Origin of the sequence: Janthinobacterium sp. GW456P, assembly GCF_002127655.1 — a bacterium.
In the GTDB taxonomy this organism is placed as follows: Bacteria; Pseudomonadota; Gammaproteobacteria; order Burkholderiales; family Burkholderiaceae_D; genus Janthinobacterium.
The window spans coordinates 45,372-66,087 of sequence record NZ_NEHB01000021.1 but is presented as its reverse complement, the minus strand read 5'-3'; the positions used below and the strand labels follow the sequence as shown (position 1 = coordinate 66,087).

At 61.4% G+C, this 20,716-nt stretch carries 17 protein-coding genes; 6 read left to right on the top strand and 11 right to left on the bottom strand.

What is annotated here, in order from left to right; all coding sequences use genetic code 11:
• Positions 1 to 72: 72 nt before the first annotated feature.
• The 9 genes from CBW66_RS19110 to CBW66_RS19070 form a co-directional block, all read right to left on the bottom strand.
• Entirely contained in the window at positions 73 to 2,352 is a 2,280-nt protein-coding gene (locus tag CBW66_RS19110; RefSeq protein WP_086137607.1) for a DUF3274 domain-containing protein, read from the bottom strand.
• An 18-nt stretch (positions 2,353 to 2,370) separates the two neighbouring features.
• Positions 2,371 to 5,166, bottom strand: a complete 2,796-nt coding sequence (locus CBW66_RS19105; protein WP_086137606.1) for a type VI secretion system Vgr family protein — start codon at positions 5,164 to 5,166, stop codon at positions 2,371 to 2,373.
• An 81-nt stretch (positions 5,167 to 5,247) separates the two neighbouring features.
• Positions 5,248 to 6,123 carry a hypothetical protein gene (locus tag CBW66_RS19100; RefSeq protein ID WP_139841606.1) on the bottom strand — a complete coding sequence of 292 codons (876 nt, stop codon included), beginning with the start codon at positions 6,121 to 6,123 and terminating at the stop codon, positions 5,248 to 5,250.
• 76 nt (positions 6,124 to 6,199) lie between these two features.
• Positions 6,200 to 7,189 carry a PHB depolymerase family esterase gene (locus CBW66_RS19095; protein WP_086137604.1) on the bottom strand — a complete coding sequence of 330 codons (990 nt, stop codon included), beginning with the start codon at positions 7,187 to 7,189 and terminating at the stop codon, positions 6,200 to 6,202.
• A gap of 139 nt (positions 7,190 to 7,328) precedes the next feature.
• Positions 7,329 to 9,539 (bottom strand): TonB-dependent receptor, encoded by a 2,211-nt coding sequence (locus tag CBW66_RS19090; protein ID WP_205701150.1) that lies wholly within the window; start codon positions 9,537 to 9,539, stop codon positions 7,329 to 7,331.
• Positions 9,540 to 9,686: 147 nt separating this feature from the next.
• Complete coding sequence (locus tag CBW66_RS19085) at positions 9,687 to 10,481, bottom strand: alpha/beta fold hydrolase (protein WP_086137602.1); 795 nt, start codon at positions 10,479 to 10,481, stop codon at positions 9,687 to 9,689.
• A 116-nt stretch (positions 10,482 to 10,597) separates the two neighbouring features.
• Complete coding sequence (locus CBW66_RS19080) at positions 10,598 to 11,236, bottom strand: TetR/AcrR family transcriptional regulator (protein WP_205701149.1); 639 nt, start codon at positions 11,234 to 11,236, stop codon at positions 10,598 to 10,600.
• Between the two features lie 106 nt (positions 11,237 to 11,342).
• Positions 11,343 to 12,299 (bottom strand): bifunctional helix-turn-helix transcriptional regulator/GNAT family N-acetyltransferase, encoded by a 957-nt coding sequence (locus CBW66_RS19075; RefSeq protein ID WP_086137600.1) that lies wholly within the window; start codon positions 12,297 to 12,299, stop codon positions 11,343 to 11,345.
• Between the two features lie 82 nt (positions 12,300 to 12,381).
• On the bottom strand, positions 12,382 to 12,813 hold the full coding sequence (locus CBW66_RS19070; protein ID WP_086137599.1) for a hypothetical protein: 432 nt from the start codon (positions 12,811 to 12,813) through the stop codon (positions 12,382 to 12,384).
• A gap of 128 nt (positions 12,814 to 12,941) precedes the next feature.
• Here CBW66_RS19070 and CBW66_RS19065 point away from each other — a divergent pair, with 128 nt between their 5' ends.
• Genes CBW66_RS19065 through CBW66_RS19050 form a run of 4 tightly spaced genes read left to right on the top strand, consistent with a single transcriptional unit; the run spans position 12,942 to position 15,295 of the window.
• Positions 12,942 to 13,436: a hypothetical protein gene (locus CBW66_RS19065; protein WP_139841605.1), complete on the top strand. Its 495-nt coding sequence runs from the start codon at positions 12,942 to 12,944 to the stop codon at positions 13,434 to 13,436.
• A gap of 52 nt (positions 13,437 to 13,488) precedes the next feature.
• On the top strand, positions 13,489 to 14,010 hold the full coding sequence (locus CBW66_RS19060) for a DUF1993 family protein (RefSeq protein ID WP_086137597.1): 522 nt from the start codon (positions 13,489 to 13,491) through the stop codon (positions 14,008 to 14,010).
• Positions 13,994 to 14,725: a DUF1566 domain-containing protein gene (locus tag CBW66_RS19055; protein ID WP_086137596.1), complete on the top strand. Its 732-nt coding sequence runs from the start codon at positions 13,994 to 13,996 to the stop codon at positions 14,723 to 14,725. The genes CBW66_RS19060 and CBW66_RS19055 overlap by 17 nt, the downstream gene beginning before the upstream one ends.
• A 51-nt stretch (positions 14,726 to 14,776) precedes the next feature.
• Positions 14,777 to 15,295 (top strand): hypothetical protein, encoded by a 519-nt coding sequence (locus CBW66_RS19050; RefSeq protein ID WP_086137595.1) that lies wholly within the window; start codon positions 14,777 to 14,779, stop codon positions 15,293 to 15,295.
• A gap of 13 nt (positions 15,296 to 15,308) precedes the next feature.
• Here the strand turns inward: CBW66_RS19050 and CBW66_RS19045 are convergent, their stop codons facing one another.
• Entirely contained in the window at positions 15,309 to 16,025 is a 717-nt protein-coding gene (locus CBW66_RS19045) for an SDR family oxidoreductase (RefSeq protein WP_086137594.1), read from the bottom strand.
• A gap of 152 nt (positions 16,026 to 16,177) precedes the next feature.
• Between CBW66_RS19045 and CBW66_RS19040 the strand changes: the two genes are divergently transcribed.
• Both CBW66_RS19040 and CBW66_RS19035 read left to right on the top strand, forming a co-directional pair.
• Complete coding sequence (locus tag CBW66_RS19040) at positions 16,178 to 17,482, top strand: MFS transporter (RefSeq protein WP_086137593.1); 1,305 nt, start codon at positions 16,178 to 16,180, stop codon at positions 17,480 to 17,482.
• Between the two features lie 347 nt (positions 17,483 to 17,829).
• Positions 17,830 to 19,410 (top strand): isocitrate lyase, encoded by a 1,581-nt coding sequence (locus tag CBW66_RS19035; protein ID WP_086137592.1) that lies wholly within the window; start codon positions 17,830 to 17,832, stop codon positions 19,408 to 19,410.
• Between the two features lie 388 nt (positions 19,411 to 19,798).
• Here CBW66_RS19035 and CBW66_RS19030 read toward each other — a convergent pair whose 3' ends face one another.
• Positions 19,799 to 20,629, bottom strand: coding sequence for a helix-turn-helix transcriptional regulator (locus CBW66_RS19030; protein ID WP_086137591.1), 831 nt, complete (start codon positions 20,627 to 20,629; stop codon positions 19,799 to 19,801).
• Positions 20,630 to 20,716: the final 87 nt, after the last annotated feature.

Sequence of the window (20,716 nt, the reverse complement as noted above, 5' to 3'; positions counted from 1 at the left end):
CCTTTTGGCCTGCAATCATGGAGAAAACGATAAGCAGTCAAAGCAAACTGTTACCGACCAGACTTCGACAATTCATTTATTTTGCTTTTTTCGCTCACCACTCACTACCTTTATATTTTTGGTCTGTGACATTACAATTTTCCACAACGGCCCTGATAGCAAGGGCAATCCTAAAGGCAAGATTCCGGTGTTGTAATAGTCAATGCTGCCATTGATCGCAGCACTTCTCCATCCGGGTTCTACGGATAAGTATGGCGCGAACTCCAATATGAACTTTTCTTTTATGCGTATTCCCTTACGCCCTCTATCGCTGTACTTTAGATCCTTCACCCGCCAATCCGCCACCGCACATAGATACGCGTAGAACTGCGGATCTGAGCTAGCCTTGCCGCTGCCAATCGCCACGTCATACGCCGTCACTTGGCTATGATTCTTCGCGCTACCGATAATGGAACTGTGGAAAGATTTGGCACTGACTTCGCGCTGCCAGCGCAAGCGCGCCTCGTTCGGGCTTTCCTGAACTTGCGCGACGACCTTGCTATCAGGGTAGCGTTTCGCCGATACGATTTCGCGTTGATCAAGCTTGTCTTTCACGTCCAGTCCTTTTTCCTTGTTATAGCTTGCCGTCATCAATGCCAACTCTCGTGGGCTGAGGTATTCTTCCCTTTCGGGAAACTTTTGATAGCCCCCCGGATCGGGGCGATACTCGCTGCGTAGCAGCATGCCAGTCGCGCTCGTCAGCGCGACCGAAGCATCACAAGGATCAACTTCCTCAACGGGTCCCTGATCGGTAACAGGACGGTTTCTCATCATGGACGTTGCGGGGATACTCGCCGCTTCGATTTGCGAAGTGCCGCGCAAATCGGCCTGCACCGGCTGTTTCAATGCTTCGCCTGTAATGGTGCGTATGCCATTGCGCTGCTCGGTTTTGCTCAATCTGGTATCAATAGGCCACGCCAACGCCTTGTGTTGTGCACGATGACTACGCAAAGAAACCTCCACATGCGACTGCTCGTTTTCTGCCGTGAGCCTTAGTGGAAAATCAAAAGGAGGCGGCTTGCCTACCAACGATACCGTGGTCTTTCCCGTGGCCGTATCCAGCCTGCTCTTGTTGCTGAATACCCGCTGATAGAATCTGCCGCCCAGTTCCGCCAATGCGCCGCGTACCTGCAAGCGTTCCACCATCTTGGTATTTCCGGAGGCAACGCTAAGTCCATCAACGCTGAATGTCTCCTCCTCTTCTACCAACTCGCTTCCCGATGCATAATCGGGCACGCCATCCCATCCCATGCCCTGGATATTATCGAGCGCCACCGTCATATCTTCAGGGCAAAAATACAGATACACTTTGCGGCGGTTGTCACGGTCCTCGGCGCTCTGCCATTGACTGCCCACCATGCCGCGATGTTCGTCCTTCTTCAAGTCGCCGAACGGCGGCGTGCAGGCCTTGCCGCTGCCCCTCGCCACACCAGCCACAATATTCACCAAGGTCTTCAGGCGTGCCCCCATGGTCTGTGCACCACTGAGCAAATGGTAATAGGGCTTCATCACCGCATCCTCGCCGCCGTCGAACCAGGCCGCGCCGCGCATCAGCAGAGGCAGGCTGTCCACCAGACTGTAGGGCGGATGCGTGAGGATCAGATTGTCGGCCGGCGCCAGCCCCTTTTCCATCAACATGGCTTGCGCCAGCAGCGACAGCAGGCAACCCTGGCTGTGCGCGACGATGCTGACGGTATCATCCGCATCGTAATCGCGGATCATGGCAATGAGCGCGGCCAGACGCTGCGCGGCCAGCACCATGTACATGCGGCCAGGAGCCGTCCTCAATGGACGCAAAGCATCGCCCATCGGGTCAACTGGCGCATAGATACCCGGACGCCACATATCGGGCAAATTGCTGGTGGCATTGCCAAACGGCCCGCCTTCCTTCGACAGGTCCTTGTCCAGGCGGTTACCGTAACGGTCAATAAACTGGCCGTTTTTAGTGCGGCATTTCTCGCCCACTTCACGGTAGCCCCAGTAAAACGGAATCACGGGGCTGTTGGTATCCTTGGCCATCGTGCGCTTGAAGAAGACGGCGTCGGGATCGTCTTCCAGCTTGTCCTTGTCCGCCGCCACAGGCATGCGGTAAGAAGCCGGCGTAAAGCCGCGCCCCAGCCTTTGCGCCAAGCCCTCACACAAGCCATGTTCCACCGCCTTGTAGCTGACGCCCACATCGTTGACGCCATGAATGACGATGATATTGCCTGGCAAGTTGCGGCGTATCTTGACCTTCTTGCAGACGCTGCGTTCACAATGCAGGAGCGTCACGTCTTCGCCCACCACGTACGGCACTTTCGGATAGCTGCCCATCGCACTCTCCCGGCGTCATCAATCCTTGTTGTTGAACACTTCGATGGCGGCCAGGTGCATCGCGGCGCGCTCCAGCACCTCCGTCTTGCCGTCCCCGTCACTGCGGCCATCAGTCGACGAACCATCGCCCAGCTTCACGGCAAACTGGGCTTGCGGCGCCAACTGGGGGGCTGGCGGCACGCCATCGACGGGACTGTCGTCGCCCTCATACTGAAAAATGAATTGCTGATCGGCCTTGCCCTCGGCAAAGCCTGGCAATTGCACCTCCATGCTTTGCGGATCATTGAAGACGAAGTTGGGCGCATTGAAGTTCAGCGGCGACTGGCTGCCAAAGGTGATGCCGTCGGCGATGCGGATGAAAGCGCCATGCTTGGAAATGAGAACAATTTCATCGGCCATGCCCGTCAGCTTGCCCTCGCTGGCCGTCAGCTTCAGGTTTTTCCCCGCATTGATGTCCGTGTCGTCATGCTGGCTTTGCAACAGAAGCTTGCCGTGATGGGCGATGGCGCGGATGCCATCCGCGTGGGCAAACAGCGAGATGCCCTTGCCCGCATTCACGCTGTAGCGCTGGCCCGCCACCGCCTGCAGATGCTGCTGCGCCACCGTATCGATATTGCTGACGGCATAGCTGACGATGGCCTTCGAACTGGCAAAGCTGATGCCGGCTGGTGCCGTGATGGCAATCGCCGAAGCACCGCCCAGTTCGGCACGTGGTTCGGTATTGCTGCCGCCTTCCCAGCCTTTCAAGCTGTGCTGCAATGCTTGCTGCGCCTGGTCTTCCTGCTCCAGCGCCTGATGCGTGGCCGCATAGCTGCCCAGCGAGCGAAACAGCTCCAGGCAGTTTTCCATCAAGCCCAGATATTCGCTGCGGGCCATGTGAGCGCCATCGCCGTTCAGGCGCTTCCAGGCCGAGATCAGCATGCCCTTGCTCGCCCGCATGGCCAGTTGCTCATCGGTGCGCAACTCGGCACCCTCGCCGCGCGCCACAGCCTGGCCGTTGCGCCGGTCCTGCGTCAACCAGCCCAGGTTGAGCTGGGTGGAACCATGGTCACTGGCAAGCTGGGCATTAATTTTCCCATGCCCATCGTCAAAGCGCAGCTGGTTGCCACGCGTGCCCTTGATCTCGCGGCTCTTGATGCCGGACAAATAACGGTTGCCCGGCAAGTCGCCCGCCTTGCTCAAGGCAGGAGGCTGCGCGCTGTGGTTGTACAACTGGCCAACGATGATGGGACGGTCCGGGTCGCCGCCAAGGAAAGCCAGCAAGACTTCGCTGCCCACGCGCGGCAAGCCCAGGTAGCCGCATTGCTGCATGCTGCCAGGTCCGTTGCCCGCCCAGCTCGACGCGACTCTGACCCAGGCCGAATCGGCATCCGTGTCGGAAGCACCTGTACCGCCGGCGTGCTCGTGGTCCAGCTTGCGCGTGGCGGGAAAACGCACCTTGACCCGGCCCATGGCGTCGCAATGAACTTCCTCGTTGGCAGGCCCCACCACCACGGCGCTTTGCATGGAAACCGGCGGCAGGTCGATGCGCGTGTCATAGGCGGGCACGATGGCCACGCCGCGCCGCACGGCGCTCAGCTCGATATGCATGCGCAAGAGGCCATTGTCCACGGCCGCCGCCAATTCGCGCTGTTGCAAGGCCGTGCCATCGGCCAGCCAGCGGTTGCGCGCGAACAAACGCGCCACCCTGGCGGCCAGTTCCTTGGGTAAATTATTCTGCGCCACCACCTGCAGCGCCGTCACGACAAAATCGCGCTCGGCCGCTGGCAATGCGTCGATATCGGGATGCTCGGCCAGACTAAAGTACTCGCCCGGATACAGGTCGCGCACGCTACCCTCGGCATGAAAGCAATGGCTCTCGTAGTCATGCTGCTGCATGGCCAGTGCACCCAGCTGGCATAGCGCCTCGTGGTCGCTCCCCGCACGCGGCGGCAGCACGCGATAATCGTCGAGGCTCGCCGCGATGGCGTTGCCATGCATGCCTTGCCTGCCCTGCCCCATGGCGCCGGCAGTCATGAACGGCCGTGCGCGTGGATGTTCCTCATTCCAGCTATGGCGCGTCACCTTGCCCGCCTGCAACTTGCGCACTTCATTCCACGACGTCAGGGTATCGCGCTGTTCCGTCGCGCGGTCCGCGTGATAGCGCACGGTATCGGCCACGTTTTTCCGCAAGCCATCGGCATGATTGAACAGCACCAAGGTATGCGCCGGTTCGGCGTGCGCGTCCGCATTGCCTTCCGCACGAAAAAACCAGGCGACGCCGCTGCGCTTGAGCAGGCGCCGCACGAAGGCTGCATCGGACTCATTGTGCTGCATGACGAACTCGCGCTGCGGATACGTTTGCGCCTCGAAGAAATCGGCAAACACGTACTGGAAGGCATGCGCCAGCACGGTATTGCTGCGTATCCACTCATCGAGCAGAGTCTTGACGATGTCGATATCCGTCAAACGCCGAAAGACGCGCGTATTGCAGCGCTTTTCCATGATGGCGAAGGCATCCGTCAGCACCAGCTGATAGCTGGCCAACGCGCCGTCGCTGTCACCGGCACTGGCTTGCGTGACGATGCCGCAGATGCTGCGCAGCTGGCCCTGGTCGGTGACGATATCGATAGCGGCAGGCAAGGCAATCAAACTACTGAGCGGCAAGTCCGCATGCGTCGAAATGCACAGCACGCGGTACTCGATGCCACCGCAGATGGCTTCGCTTCCGGCGATACGCTGCGGTATCAGCACACCGACAGGCACCTTGGGCGAGACACCCAGGCGCAAACGCAAGGGACGCTGGGTACCCGATATCGCCTCGTCTCCATCCATGGCGCTCTCCTCATTCACACTTGCATTTAATCAAGTAGGAGAACCGACAATGCCATGGGATGACAGGGAAATACTTGATATTTAATAAGAACCAGACAAGGTACCCATTACTTCCATCAACAATTGCCGCTTCGCCAATAAGACGGGATCAAACGCCGTCCATTGCTCCAGCCGCAACGCATACGCCGGCGTCATCATCCAGCCGAACACTTCCGCCTTGTCTTCCTCGGGGCCGTAGGCGGCATACAGGCTGACGAGGCCGGGCTGCGGGTGGCCCAGGTTCTGGAAACCCTTGCCGTAGGCCGTGGCGCCCCCCTGGCCATAGGTGGTGCCGGACGGGTTCAGGGCAAGCCAGGCGGGGTCACGGTAATAGAAATCGTTGAACAGCCGGTATTCGATGAAGTGGTAATACTCATGGTGCACGCGCAACTCCATGCCGGACGGACACAGGGCGGCCAGCATATTGTCGGCATAGACCACGCTGTCGATGTCCGGCGCCGGCATGGCCAGGCGGCGCTGGCCGTCCACGCTCAAATCCTTGACCAGCACGACGTGGCGCAAGCCCGTGCGCGCGAAGACGCCGGCCGGGTAGCGTTCCATGGTGGGCAGGACGATGCTGAGAAGCAATTGCAGCCCGGCACGGTCCTGCGCCGAGTCCGTGAAAGCGTGCGCCTCGCCGCCGGGCATGGACAAGGTCCAGGCCGGCGCCAGTTGCAGCGCCGCCAGGCGCGCCGTGGCGATGGCCTGCAATTGCGCCACGCTGGCGTCCGCCGGGGCGACGGGCGCATAGCGCACGTTCCAGTCGCACTCGCTGCGCATGCTGTCTTGCCCGGCGGCGCGCTCGAACGCTTGCGCATAGGCGGCCGATGGGGCGGGCGGGCTGACGCCGGCACAGGCGGACAACAATACAGCGGACAGCAAAGCGGCAAGAAAGGACAGCAAACGGCAAGCAGGCATGGAATCTTTCGCGGGCATAAAAACGGGGCGCAATCGCTGCGCCCCATTGTACAAGCTGAAAAATTCCCTTATGCCATCAGCGCTGGTAATTCTTGAAGAAATTCCAGCTGATCGCGGTGGCGTCCGGACCCAGCTCGTCGCTGAATGGCCAGCCGGGAGGACCGCCACTCCACGCGTGGTTCATGCCTTCGACCGTGTACTTTTGCGCGATGACGGCGCCGTTGTGCAGATACGTGTCGATGGAGTAGCTGCGGCCGTAGGGCACCGTCTGACGCACGATGCTGTCGGCGCGGTAGCGCACGCTGTCATTGTCGAGGCCATCGTCACCATAATCGCTCGTTTGCAGGAATTGCTCGATGGTTTGCTCGCCGTTGACGGGATTGACGACGATGTCGGACGTGCCGTGGAACACCATCGTCGGCATCAGCCGGCGCGGCGAACCGGAGCAGCGCCAGGCATCCTTGCCCCGCACTTTCGGGTCGAACGAGCTGCCGTTGAACAGCGAATCGGCGGCTGTGACCAGACCGGTGGCGCCCTTGTACATGCCGCCCGAATGCACCATCACGGCGGCGAACACGTCGGAATAACAGGCGGCCATGATGGACGCCATGGCGCCGCCGGCCGAGATGCCCGTCACATAGATGCGGCGGTCGTCAACCGCATATTTATTCTTGACCTTGTTCAAGATGCCCATGAATACGGCCGGCTCGCCCGTGCCCCTTTCCTGGTTCAGCGGCAGCATGAAATTCCAGCAGCGCATGGGGTTGGCCGTGACGTTCTGGCGCGGGTAGACGACGATGAAATTCTCGCGGTCGGCCATCTCGTTGTAGCGGCTGACGGCGGCCATGCTGTTGGGCTCGGAACCGCAGCCGTGCAGCATCAGTACCACGGGCAGCGGCGTATTCGGATTGTAATTGCTCGGCAGCCAGACCTGGTATTCGCGCGAGCCCCACAGGCTCGCGTACAGGCCGAAGTCCCACTGCCCGGCGGCAGCCGGCAGCGCGGCCAGCAAGCCGCAGGCGGCGATGAGTACAGATAACAGGTGACGCAGTTTTGTATATGCCATGCCAGTCTCCATGATTGTTATTGACGACGAAAACAGCGACAACAAACCGGCGTGATACACATCAATCGATATACATCAAGCCGGCGCTTCCGACCGGCGAGGCCGGACCCAACGGGTCCAGCCCCGGCAGTGAAGAACTTTAAAATTTGTAGCCAGCCTTGGCGATGATCTGGCGCGGCGGTCCATAGAAGCCATCAAGAATGGTCACGGCGGGAATGTTGTAGCCGTCCGTGCGGTAGCGTTTATTGCCCAGGTTGCTGCCATGCAGACTGAAGGTCCAGTTCTTCGGCGCTTCCCACACGATGCCGGCCGTCCAGATGCTGTAGCCGCCCTGCGCCAGCGTCTCGCTCAAGTCCGTCGTCGGGTAGACCTTGCTGCGGTAGCCGTAGCCGACCATGCTGCGCAAGGCGCCGCCAAACACGCCGCGGTCCGTGCGCGTCAGGTTCAGGCCCACTTGCCGGGCTGGCGTATTGCTGAACTTTTGCGTATCCGCGATGTTCTTGCCGCCGCTCATGAACTCGTCATAGCCGGCATTGAGCAAGGCCAGGAAGCCGTTAACTTCCCACTGGCGGTTCGGCCGCCACGAGAATTCGAACTCGGCCCCTTTCACCGTGCCCTTGCCCGCATTCGTGAAGTCGCCATAGAAGCCCGGCACGCCGCCCGGCTGCACATAGCTGGTGAAGACGGACAACTGAATATCCTTGTAACGGTTGTAGAACAGGGCCACGTTGGCATCAAAGGTGTCGTCCGGCGCCGCATACTTCATGCCCACTTCCAGCGCGTCGAGTTTTTCATCCTTGTAGGGGCGCGCGGAATCGGGCACCACCAGGTTGTTGGCGCGCACATTGTAGCCGCCCGACTTGAAGCCGCGCGACAGGTTGCCGTAGAAATTCGTCGTCTTCGATGACTCATAGCGCACGGACAGTTTCGGCGAGGTATTGCTCACCGAGAGCGACTTGTCGAAGTCGGCCGCCGTCTGGATGGGCCGCGTGAAGCCCACGTCAGCAAAGGCACGGTTGAGCACGATCGCGCGCTTTTCCTCGCGCGTGTGGCGCAAGCCCGCATTGATGCTCCACGCCTTGCCCAGCGGCCAGGTCCAGTCCGTGTACAGCGCCGTGCTGTCCGTCTCCACCGTGCTGACGGCCGTCGTGAACTGGCGTCCCAGGAAATTGTTGTAGATGCCGCCGCCAGCCGTGCCTTCGAAGCGGTACAGGCCGATCACCCCGGCGCCATAATCGCCGCTGTACGAGGCCTGCAATTCCAGGCTTTTCTGCTCATCGCGCGAATCGCCGAAGACGTCGGCAATCGGCAGCGGCAAGCCGTCAAAGTCGATGGTTTGCTCGGACGTGCTGCGCCGCTTGGCGCCGACGACTTTCACGGACCAGTCGCTCGACAAGGTGTAGTTGGCCACCAGCGAGCCGCCCCGGTTATGCGTAAAATTGTGCCCAGGCATGCCGCTCTGTATGTCGTACGCATCCGTGCTGGCGGGCCGCTTGAGCGGGTCGAAGGCGCTCACGCCCATGCGCTGGAAACCGCGCACGCCCGACTTGTCGTCGGTGGCGTCCAGGCTCAGCACGACGGTGAGGGGGATATCCTGCGGGAAGTAGCCGATCGACAGGCGCGCGGCCGTGCTGTCCTGGTCGCTGACCTGTTCGCCGTTAAACGTGTTGCGGCCGAAACCGTCGCGGTCCAGCTTGGCCGCCGCCAGGCGCGCGCGCCACGTGCCGCTCTCGTTGGCGACATTGAAGGCGGCCTTGAAGTTGCGCTGATTGTAGTTACCCAGGCCCACTTCGGCCGAGGCGCCGTTTTCCTTCGCCAGCGGACGCGAAATATACTTGATGGCGCCGCCGATGGTGTTCTTGCCGTACAGAGTGCCTTGCGGGCCACGCAGCACTTCGATGCGCTGCACGTCGAACACGTCGAGCAAGGCGCCTTGCGGACGGGCCATGTAGACGTCGTCAAAATATATGCCCACGCCCGGGTCCACGCCCCAGACGGGGTCGGCCTGGCCCACGCCGCGGATAAAGGCCGTCAAGGTGGTGTTCGTGCCGCGCGAAGCGTACACGGTCAGGTTCGGCACGCGCTCCTGCAAGTCGGCCAGGTTCTGGATATTCGCCCGTTCCAGGGCCTTGGCGGAAAACGCCGTGACGGCCAGCGGCACGTCCTGCAGCCGTTCGTCGCGGCGGCGGGCCGAGACGGTCACGGTTTCCATGCGTTCTTTCGCATCGCTGGTGTCCTGGGCGCTGGCGGCGGCAGACGTGGCGGCTTCCTGCGCCAGGGCCTGGGTGGAAAAGCTGAAGGCACCGGCAAGAGCGAGGGCGGCGGGCATTAATTTCAAAGCAAGTTTCATAGCGTCTCCAATGTCAGGCTTGCACACCACCAGGAAAGACGGCCGGATATCAGGATCACAAGACGTAACGGTACCCGCGCGCGTGAAGCGTGCACCTGCCCTGCGATGACTGGCTCCCGGCCCCTGCCCGTGCGGCGAGTGGCCTGTTTATTTTGAATGTGTGGCGAGGAAGGACTGCAACAAGGTATTCACACGCTGCGCCTGGTCCAGGGGCGTGGCATGGCGCGAGTTCGCGATGATCTCGATCTCGCACTGCTGAAACTGTGCGGCAAAGGCCCGCTTGCTGGCGACGGGCGTGTAGTCCTGGTCGGCCGCCATGATGAAGACGGGCATGGCCAGGGCCTGGAAATGGATGTCGATATCCCAGTGAAAGATGGCGTCGAGCGCGGCCAGGTAGGCGCGCTTGTCCATGCCCGCCATCTGCGTGGCGAAGCGCTCGACCAGAGGTTGCTGTGGCGGATCGGGAAACAGTTTCTTGCCGATGATCTTGCCCATGGCTTTCAGGCCGAAAGTGGCGATCACCGTGCGGCGCAGCCAGTAGGCAAACAGCAAGGACGCGGGTTTGCTGCCCTGGAACGGTTGCGAGTTGATCAGGCACAAACTGGCCACCCGGCCCGGCGCGCGGTTGGCCATTTCCAGGCCCACCATGCCGCCCAGCGAAAAGCCGACGATGTGCGCGCGCGGCACGTCGAGCTGGTCCATCAGATTGAAGAGGTCGTTGGCGAAGTCGCCGATCTGCCAGTCGCCGTTGGGCGCGGGGCTGGCGCCATGGCCGCGCATATCGGGCACGATCAGGCGATAGCTGCTGCCGAGGGCGTCGATCTGCGGGCGCCAGTCCGCGGCGCAGGAACCGAGGCCGTGCAATAAAAACACGGGATCGCCGGCGGCCTTGCCCAGGTCGAGGTAATGCAATGGAACATCGGATGTCGTGTGACGCCGCATTCTGTCTCCTTGCTGTTGAACATGCTTTGTGTTCAGGTGCAGGAATATGTTTTCCTGCTGTTAGAAAACATAATACGGAATCCGAATTCCGATTTCAAGTTAAATCGCTAAATAGTTCAAGTCAGGTAATTTAAAGCAACACGCACCAGTTCATCTTCCAGTGCCGCGCCCGACAAAAAGGACAGCGAACCCGTCAAGGTATGCTGGTTCAGGATGCCCAGCAGCACGGGCGGCACGACCATCATCGCCTGCGTGGGGTTCGGGTGGCGGATGCTGGAGGACTTGCTGGCCAGCACGGCCACCGTGCGTTGCGAGATCAGATGATTGATCTGGTGCACCCTGTCGCGAAATTGCGCATCCTGCGACGCGCGCGTGATCAAGGCCCGCAAGACGCCGCTGCGCCCGCCATTCACGGCCACGAACATGGCCACCATGGCGCGGATGAAGTCTTCCAGGCTGCGTCCTTCCCACTGGCGCAGCTCCGTCAGGGTCTCGACCTTTTCCACCATGTCGGAAAAAAAGCGCTGCAGCAGCAAGCGGCTCAGGGTGTCCTTGTCGCCCAATAAACGGTAAAACGTGCCCACCGAGGTTTCCGCCAGCCGGGCCAGGTCGGCCACGCCGATTTCATCGAAACGGTTTTCCGCCAGCAACTGTTCCCCTACCTGCAGCAGGCGCTCGAACGCCTGCTTGCTGCGCGTCTGGGTAGGTTCCGGGGGAACGATCATCTGCGGGAAGGGCATCGGGAAGGAAGGCATGCGGCGTCGGCGTCTCGAATAGTGGAACTAGGGTTCCGTTATGGGAGCGCGTATTGTAACGCGGGAGACGGCCGATGGGGAGCGCCGCGTGGCGCCCTGGCGTGCGCTACCTGCCCTGCCACTCCATATAGACGTCGGCGCGCTGGTAATGGGTGTCGCCGGCAGGCCGCGCCACATGGGTAAAACCGCTGCTTTCGTATAGCCGGATGGCAGGCGCCAGCTTGCTGTTCGACTCCAGGAACAGCAGCTTGGCGTCGCTGGCCTCGAAGGCGTCGAAGGCCCGTTCGATCAGCCGGCGCGCGATGCCCAGACCCTGGCATTCCGGCGTGACGGCCATCTTCGACAGCTCGATGCTGTCTCCGCCGGCGCGGATCAGGGCGCAGGTGCCGACGATCTTGCCGTCCAAACGCGCGAGGAAAATCTGCCCGCCATCGTCGAGGATCGAGCGTTGCGGATCGGACAGCACCTTGTCGTCGAGCGCCTCGACATAAAAGTATCGTTCCAGCCAGGCGATATTCAGGCGCTTGAAGTCCGCCGCGTACTGGGCGGCGTAGTCGATAATTTCCACGGCCGCCCGCTCGCGCTGGCGCCGGCAGGCGGCGATCATCTCGCCAAAGCCTTGCGCCTGCAAGCGCGCTTCGGCCCGGTCCAGGCTGGCCATCAGTTGCGGCGTGCCCTGTTCGAACACTGCATCGACGGCGGCGCGCACGTCATCCCACAGGGGCGCCATGTTACGCAGCAAGGCTTGCCCCGCGTCGGACAGCGCCAGCAGGCGACGGCGCTCGTCCCTGGCATCCGGCAGCTCCGCCACCACGCCGGCGTCGAGCAGCTTGCGCCCCAGCTGCACCACGACCGGATGCGTCTGCCCGATCTGCGCAGCCAGGGCCGTGATCGCCGTGGGACCGTTGTCGCGCAGCAGCAATAACAAGGGGAAACAACGCGACGTCAGCTCGACACCGGCGGCCAGGTAGCTGGTATCGACGCCCGCATATAGTTGATCGGAAAGACGGCGCAGGCGGCTGGCCAGCATCAGCGAGCCGTAGGTTTGCAGATTGGAGGACATTTTTGGCAGATATATGTAAGTAGTTACGTATACCCTAACGTAAACGTGCTTTCGGCGTCAAGCGCCAGCGCTTGTTGATCGTTTATTCCTCATCGTCATCGGCCAGCGCCGCTTGCAGCCTGGCCTGGAACACGGTCTCGACCAGTTCATCCAGGCCCGGCCACACCTGCGTCAGCCAGCGTCTGCCCTCCTCGCTCACTTCCACATACGGCGCCTCGCGCGTGGCGCAAGCCAGGCCGAGCGCGATGACTTGCCCGGCATCGTCGAGGCCGCCGGCGATCATGGCGTCGAAGGGCAAGGCGATCAGTTCGGCGGTCAGATGCGGACGCAGCAGGCAGGCTGGGGCGATGATGGCGAACGACGCTTCCACATAACTCCAGCAATTGGTGGGCCAGTGGGCATTTTTCACGTGTTCCAGGAAGACAGCGTCACTGATCGTTTCAGGATGGGCTTGCGCCCGCGCATAAAAGGCGGCAAGGGCGACGAGTTGGGGCGGGGAAGTCCAGGTGGGCATCAACTTGATCCAGGCAAGGCCGCGCCAGGCTGGCGGCAGAGGCGGACTGTAGCATGTTCAATCGGCACGCTGAAATACCAATGAACGGGGCATAATCATGGCCGACGCCACTCTCGCCAGCCACAGCCATGCCGACATCGTTCGAACACTGGAAAACCGAACTTTTAATTTTGGGCAACATCATCCAGGATGACGACACCGTCACGCCGCCCGAGGAAGCCCAGCGGCGCTTCCAGCGTTACTGCGCCATGCTCGACGCGCTGACGGGTAATGAGGGCGCGCGCTACGCACTGGCCATTTTTCAGTCCGTGCAAGCCGAACACGATTACGGCGCCTACCAGACGGCCAGCCGCGCCGCCTGGCGCTTCGGCGAGACGGCGTATTGCGCTGCCCTGCTGCATGAACTGCCGCGTTTGATCGCCACCTTGCCAGACTGGGCCGGCGACTTTCTCGTCGGTATCGCCAATGGCGCCGGTACCGCCCACGCCCCAGTCATCGCCTGCTTCAACACCCTGCTGGCCGCCGCGCCGCCCAAGCAGCAAGCGCTGATCGCGGCCTTTATCGCCGAAGAAGAAGACGACGGCTGGTTCGAGCATTGCCCGGGCGTGCTGGGACATCCGTAGGGGCCGCCTGCCTTCCCCACTCCCTGTCCAAGTAACTACTTGAGGAATATCAATGTCGGTCTACGCCATCACCATCCCCTGTTTTGCACAGATGCTGCGCTCCCTGACGACGCTGTTAAATAAAGGCGAAGAACGCGCCCAGACACTGGGTTTCGATCCGAAAAACCTGCTCGATGCGCGCCTGGCGCCCGACATGCACACCCTGGCACGCCAGGTGGAATTTACGTGCACGCAAGCGCAGGAAGCCGTGTGCCGGCTGACGCGGCAGGCGCTGCCGCAGCTCGCCACACCAGCCAACTTGCCGCAAGCGAAGGCGCTGATCGAGGACACCCTGGCGCTGCTCGCTTCGGCGGACCGCGCAGCGGTCGATGCCGGCGCAGAGCGGCCAGTGTCGATCACGCTGGCTGGCGGCTTGAGCTTCGACATGACGGGCCTGGAATATGCGCTCAACTGGGCCACGCCGCAGTTCTATTTTCACCTGGTGACGGCGTACAACATCCTGCGCCATAACGGCGTGCCGCTCGGCAAGGCCGAGTATGTACAACATATGTTTGCCTATGCACGCCAGGCATAACGACCAGGGCGCCGTTGCCGGCGAGCGCTACGCGGGCATCATGCCTGGCCGCGACGGCGCCGCCGGCTACCAGCTGTTCCTGCTACCCGGCGAGGCCGGCGACCTGCCGTGGCAAGCGGCGCTAGACTGGGCAGCGGCGCGCAACGCCTGCCTGCCCACGCGCAGCGAGCTGGCCTTGCTGCACGCCAACCTGGGCCATGCTTTCCCCGATGCCTGGTACTGGTCGTCGGAAGCGGACGCCATCCTGCCGCGCCTGGCCTGGAGCCACGATTTCGATAACGGCACCCAATACAACTTCCGCAAGACTTATTCAGGCCGTGCCTGCGCCGTGCGCCGGGCCGACTTGACGCCATCGGCCGCCTCGCCCGTCCCCTTGCAGCAGGGCGAGCGCTATGCCGGCCTGATCCTCGGCCGCGATGGCGCGCCCGACCACCATCTGCTGCTGCCGCCGGACGAGCCCGAGCTGGAGTACCTGTCGTGGCACGCCGCGACAGCCTGGGCCGCCAGCCTGGGCCACAGCTTGCCGGGACGGCGCGAGCAGACCTTGCTGTATGCGATCTTGAAAGAAGCATTCCGGCCCAACTGGCACTGGTCAAGCGAGCCGGGCGACATCGAGGACGAAGCCTGGTGCAAGGATTTCGACACGGGCGTTGCCTATCAGACTTTGCGCGAGTTCGACGGCTACGCGCGCTGCGTACGCCGGGTGCTTGCTTAGTGCTTGTATAGTGCGCGTTTGCTCAAGCGAGCTGCTTCATCAAGGAAACCCATGCTGCTATCACTCGACGATCCCCTCTGGCCCACACTGGAAGGCGGCTACCGCATCCCGTATGACGCCAGCGAGCCGCTCAAGGCCATGCAGGCGGGCGAAGATGTCTGGCATGAACTATGGGAGGAGCTGCACCACCAGGGCGACGTGGGCGTCGCCTCGTATGCGGCCGTGCCCCAGCTCGTCCACCTGCTGGGCAACGCACCGTCGCGCGAGGAAGATTTCTATGCGCTCATCGCCCTTATCGAGCTGGAGCGCCACCGCCCGCACAATCCGCCGCTGCCGGACTGGCTGGCCGCCAGCTACCAGGCTGCCTGGGCGCAGCTGCCCGCCATCGCCGCGCGCGACCTGCAGGGCCAGCTGGACCCCGTCATGCTGGAATCCGTGTTCGCCGTGCTGGCCCTGGCCAAGGGCAGCTTGCGCCTGGGCGCCCTGCTGCTGCACATGGACTCGTCCGAAGCGGACGAGTGGCTGGAAGAGCGTCTCGGCTGGTCCGAGGTCTACGGTAAAGACGCGTAAAGCTTGAAGTAAGCTAGAAACGCTCGTCGCGCAGCGCCGGCAGTACCAGTTCGCGCACGAACGAGGCATTCGACAGGCTCAGCAGCATGCGCACGACGGCAACGACGTCATGCACGGGAATCAGCTCGCCTTCGCCCCGCGCGGCGGCGTCCGCCAGCGGCACCGACAAGCCGTCGTAGGTATTCAGGTAGCCCAGCTGCAACGCCGTCACGGCCAGCCCCTGTGCGCGGAACCCTTCGCGCAAGGCGTCGGCGATGCCGTTCAGGGCGAATTTCGAGGCACTGAACGTCACTTCCGGGCGGCCGCTCTGGCGCAGGCCCGATGTCGAGCCCGTGAGTATCAACTGCGGCTTCTTACTCGCCAGCAAGCGCGGCACCAGGCGCTTGAGCAGCAATATCGTCGCCGTAATATTCGTATTGACCATGTCGACAATGGCGTCGTCCGCATCGCCGAGAAACGCATAGTCGTCGCTGAAGGCCTTCTCTTCCCATACGCCCAGGTTGTAGATCACCGCGTCCAGTACGGCTGGTGCTTCGTGGGCGATGCGTTCGACGGCCTCGGCGGGTGCGGCCAGGTCCGCCGCGATCCATTGCAGCTGCGCGCCCTGGCCGGCAGGCAAGTCGGCGGGTGGCTGGCGCGATACGCCGATGACGGCATGGCCGTCAGCGAGCAAACCGTCCACCAGCGCGCGCCCGAGGCCCCGGCTGGCGCCCACGATCATGATATGCATACTGTGTCCTTTGCAATGAAGTCAACGCTGATGATAGCGGCGTTGTATTAAGCACAGCTGAGGCGGCTGCCCATGCGCGCCGCGTTTACTCACGCGGCGGAAATGCGTATGCTAGATCTGGCAATCTCCGATAACATACAAGAACGAGACACATGCCTACATCCAACACCGCCGCCATCCACGCCGCAAGCCGTCCCCTCACCCAGCAAGACTATAAAACCCTGTCGCTGGCCGCCTTGGGCGGCGCGCTGGAGTTCTACGATTTCATCATCTTCGTCTTCTTCGCCAACGCCATCGGCCAATTGTTCTTCCCGCCGGAAATGCCGGAATGGCTGCGTCTGCTGCAAACCTTCGGCATCTTCGCCGCCGGCTACGTCGTGCGTCCGCTGGGCGGCATCGTCATGGCCCACTTCGGCGACTTGCTGGGCCGCAAGCGCATGTTTACCCTCTCCATCCTGATGATGGCCGTGCCGACCTTGCTGATCGGCCTGCTGCCGACCTACGCCGCCATCGGCCTGGCCGCCCCGCTGCTGCTGCTGTTGATGCGCATCTTCCAGGGCGCGGCCGTGGGCGGCGAAGTGCCGGGCGCGTGGGTGTTTGTGTCCGAACACGTGCCGAGCCGTTTCACGGGCTTTGCCTGCGGCGTGCTGACGGCCGGCCTGACGGTCGGCATCCTGCTCGGCTCGCTCGTCGCGACGGGCCTCAACACCGTCTATACGCCGGCGGAGATCGCCGATGGCGCCTGGCGCTATCCCTTCCTGCTGGGCGGCATCTTCGGCTTCGGCGCCATGTATCTGCGCCGCTGGCTGCATGAAACCCCTGTTTTTGCGGAAATGCAGCAGCGCAAGGCGCTGGCTACGGAAATGCCCCTGAAATCCGTGCTGCGCAGCCATCGCGGCGCCGTCGTCGTCTCGATGCTGCTGACCTGGATGCTGTCGGCCGGCATCGTCGTCGTCATTTTGATGACGCCAGCCCTGCTGCAAAAGATCCACCACATCGCGCCGCGCACCACCTTGGTCGCCAATACCGTGGCCACCCTGTGCCTGGCCTTCGGCTGCATCATCGCCGGCATGCTGGCCGACCGCCTGGGCGGCAAGCGCGTGATCTTCACCGGTTCCGTGCTGCTGGCCATCAGTACCTATCTCTTCTACACCACCGTCGGCAGCCGTCCCGACCTGCTGCTGCCCCTGTACGCGATGACGGGTTTATTTGTCGGCGTCGTCGGCGCCGTACCCTACGTGCTGGTGCAGGCGTTTCCGGCCCAGGTGCGTTTCTCGGGACTGTCGTTTTCCTACAACTTGTCGTACGCGATATTCGGCGGCCTGACGCCCGTGGTCGTGACCCTGATGCTGAAGAACAACGTGCTGGGCCCCGCCTATTACGTGATCGGCGTGTGCGTGATCGGCATGCTGACGGCCCTGTTCATCAAGGATCAGCGGCAGACCGTGGGCCGCTAAATCAGCCACCAGCGGCCAAGGCCACCTTCGGGTGGCTTTTTTTTCGCCCCGATTTGTCGCGCTGCACCAAATTCTGAAAAGACGTTTCACATCGCAAAATCTCAAGCAGCAAACTCAGCCATGAATCCTCTCACTTTTTGAAAATTCATTTCACATCCTGAAAAACCATAATTAAACCATTAAAAAACAAAGACTTAATTTAAGTTATATGTCTTATATAAGACTTGAAGATCAGCGCAAATCGGCCTACTATTTAGTCATGCAGTTTGCTTCGACAAACGAGCTGGCGCACTCGGCGACGCACTTCCATATTTCTCAAACATAGCTTTTCTTTTTAGGAGATTCACATGTCCCAATATCAAGACGACATCAAGGCTGTTGCCGGTTTGAAAGACCAACAAGGCAGCGCATGGAACGCCATCAATCCCGAGTCCGCCGCCCGCATGCGCGCCCAGAACAAATTCAAGACCGGCCTGGACATCGCCAAGTACACGGCCAAGATCATGCGCAACGACATGGCCGCCTACGATGCGGACCCATCCAAGTACACCCAGTCGCTCGGTTGCTGGCACGGTTTCATCGGTCAACAGAAGATGATCTCGATCAAAAAGCACTTCAACAGCACCGACCGCCGCTACCTCTACCTGTCCGGCTGGATGGTCGCTGCCCTGCGCTCCGAGTTCGGCCCGCTGCCAGACCAGTCCATGCATGAAAAAACCGCCGTCTCGGCACTGATCAAGGAACTCTACACCTTCCTGCGCCAGGCCGATGCCCGCGAACTGGGCGGCCTCTTCCGCCAGCTGGACGCGGCCCAAGGTGCTGAAAAGCAAGCGATCCAGGCCAAGATCGACGGCCACGTCACCCACGTCGTGCCCATCATCGCTGACATCGACGCCGGTTTCGGCAATGCCGAAGCGACCTATCTGCTGGCAAAACAGTTCATCGAAGCGGGCGCCTGCTGCATCCAGATCGAAAACCAGGTGTCCGACGAGAAACAATGCGGCCATCAGGACGGTAAAGTCACGGTGCCGCACGAAGACTTCCTGGCCAAGATCCGCGCCATCCGCTACGCCTTCCTGGAACTGGGCGTGGACGACGGCATCATCGTCGCCCGCACCGATTCGCTGGGCGCCGGCCTGACCAAGCAGATCGCCGTGACGAATGAACCAGGCGACCTGGGCGACCAGTACAACGCCTTCCTCGACTGCGAAGAAGTGTCGGCCGACGCGCTGGGCAATGGCGACGTCATCATCAAGCGCGAAGGCAAGCTGCTGCGTCCAAAACGCCTGCCAAGCAACCTGTTCCAGTTCCGTGCCGGCACGGGCGAAGAGCGCTGTGTGCTCGACTGCATCACCTCGCTGCAAAACGGCGCCGACCTGCTGTGGATCGAAACGGAAAAACCGCATATCGCGCAAATCGGCGGCATGGTCAGCGAAATCCGCAAGGTCATCCCGAACGCCAAGCTGGTGTACAACAACAGCCCATCGTTCAACTGGACCCTGAACTTCCGCCAGCAGGTGTATGACGCGATGAAGGCCGATGGCAAGGACGTGTCCGCCTACGAGCGCAGCCAGCTGATGAGCGTGGAATACGACCAGACGGAACTGGCGATCGCGGCCGACGAAAAGATCCGCACCTTCCAGGCCGACGCGGCCCGCGAAGCCGGCATCTTCCATCACCTGATCACGCTGCCGACCTACCATACGGCAGCCTTGTCGACCGACAACCTGGCCAAGGAATACTTCGGCGACCAGGGCATGCTGGGCTACGTGGCCGGCGTCCAGCGCAAGGAAATCCGCCAGGGCATCGCCTGCGTGAAACATCAAAACATGTCCGGCTCGGACATCGGCGACGACCACAAGGATTACTTTAGCGGCGAAGCGGCGCTGAAAGCGGCTGGCAAAGACAACACCATGAACCAGTTCTGAGCGTTTGGCTTGCTCATGGAATAAAAAAACCCGCTTCGGCGGGTTTTTTTTGCGTCTGCGCTGCGGACAAGCGGCAATTTCGTAGGTCGGCTTAGCGGAACGCGTAAGCCGACATGCGCAGGCGCAAGCCCCTGATTGCTGGATTGCTTGTTGCGTGCAAACAGCCCGCTTCCTCGAGCTTTTTCTGCATTTTGAACTCGAGCTTTTTCTGCATTTTGAACCCTGGTATCGCAGCGATTATGCTGAAATACACACTCAATTCAATCACAGGGAGCGGCCATGTATATCCCCGTTGTCGTTTTTAAAGATGCTGCCAGCGTGTACGCATCGTCCAAGCGCGTGCCTGCCCGATCTCAATGATGGGAGGCAGCCGATTGATGCCAATGCTTCAACTGCCGCCAACAGAACGCGCCGCAAAGTATCGTGCCGGGGAGTCGCCGAAGGAACGGCGAAACATGGCGATGAAGTTGCTCGGTGAGGCATAGCCCAGCGTGTCGGCAACATGCGTGACCGACTCTCCTCGCGCAAGCATTTCCAGGGCGTGCGTGAGTTGTGCCTGCTGGCGCCATTGAGCAAAGCTCAGGCCTGTTTCAGCCTGCATCTGACGGCGCAGCGTTCGAGCCGACATCGCGCCCCAATCTGCCCAAGCTTCCAACGTTCGCATCGAACCTGGATCGTCCAGGATCGCCCGAGCGATGCGCTCCAGCCGAGCATTTGTCGGCATCGGCAAGTGCAGCGACTCATGCGGCGCACGACGGATTTCGTCAAGGATTACGGTAACGACGTGCTCTTGGTCTGGTGCCAGCTGAGCGGACTTGTCCCATTCGGCTGCCCGGCGCACCAATGCGCGCAACACCTCCGTGATGCCGATCACGCAAGGCTGGTTCGGCAAGCACGCACTAGATTTCGGGGTGATGAACACGCTCCAGCCGGCAAGAGCACCGCTGACACGTACTTGATGCGGTACCCCTGGCGGCATCCAGCCGGCGCGGTTCGGCGGCAGCAACCACGATCCTTGAGCTGTCCGCACATGGATGAGCCCGGCGTCTACGCAGAACACCTGCCCTCGATGATGATGATGCAAACCGTACTCGCGTGTTCCGAGGCGGTACTCGCTGGCCTGATCGTCATTCCCCAACAACGCGATCAGACGAGGGCCATCCGACCACTCGCTGAAGTCGTCTTCCGGTTGCTCATGCTCAGGATTCAGTTTGGCCATTTATCACCATTTTAAGTCCATTTACCGTTATATGACTTTTCATACTGTTCAGCATACTTGGCTCCTACCAAACTTTTAGGCGGCAGT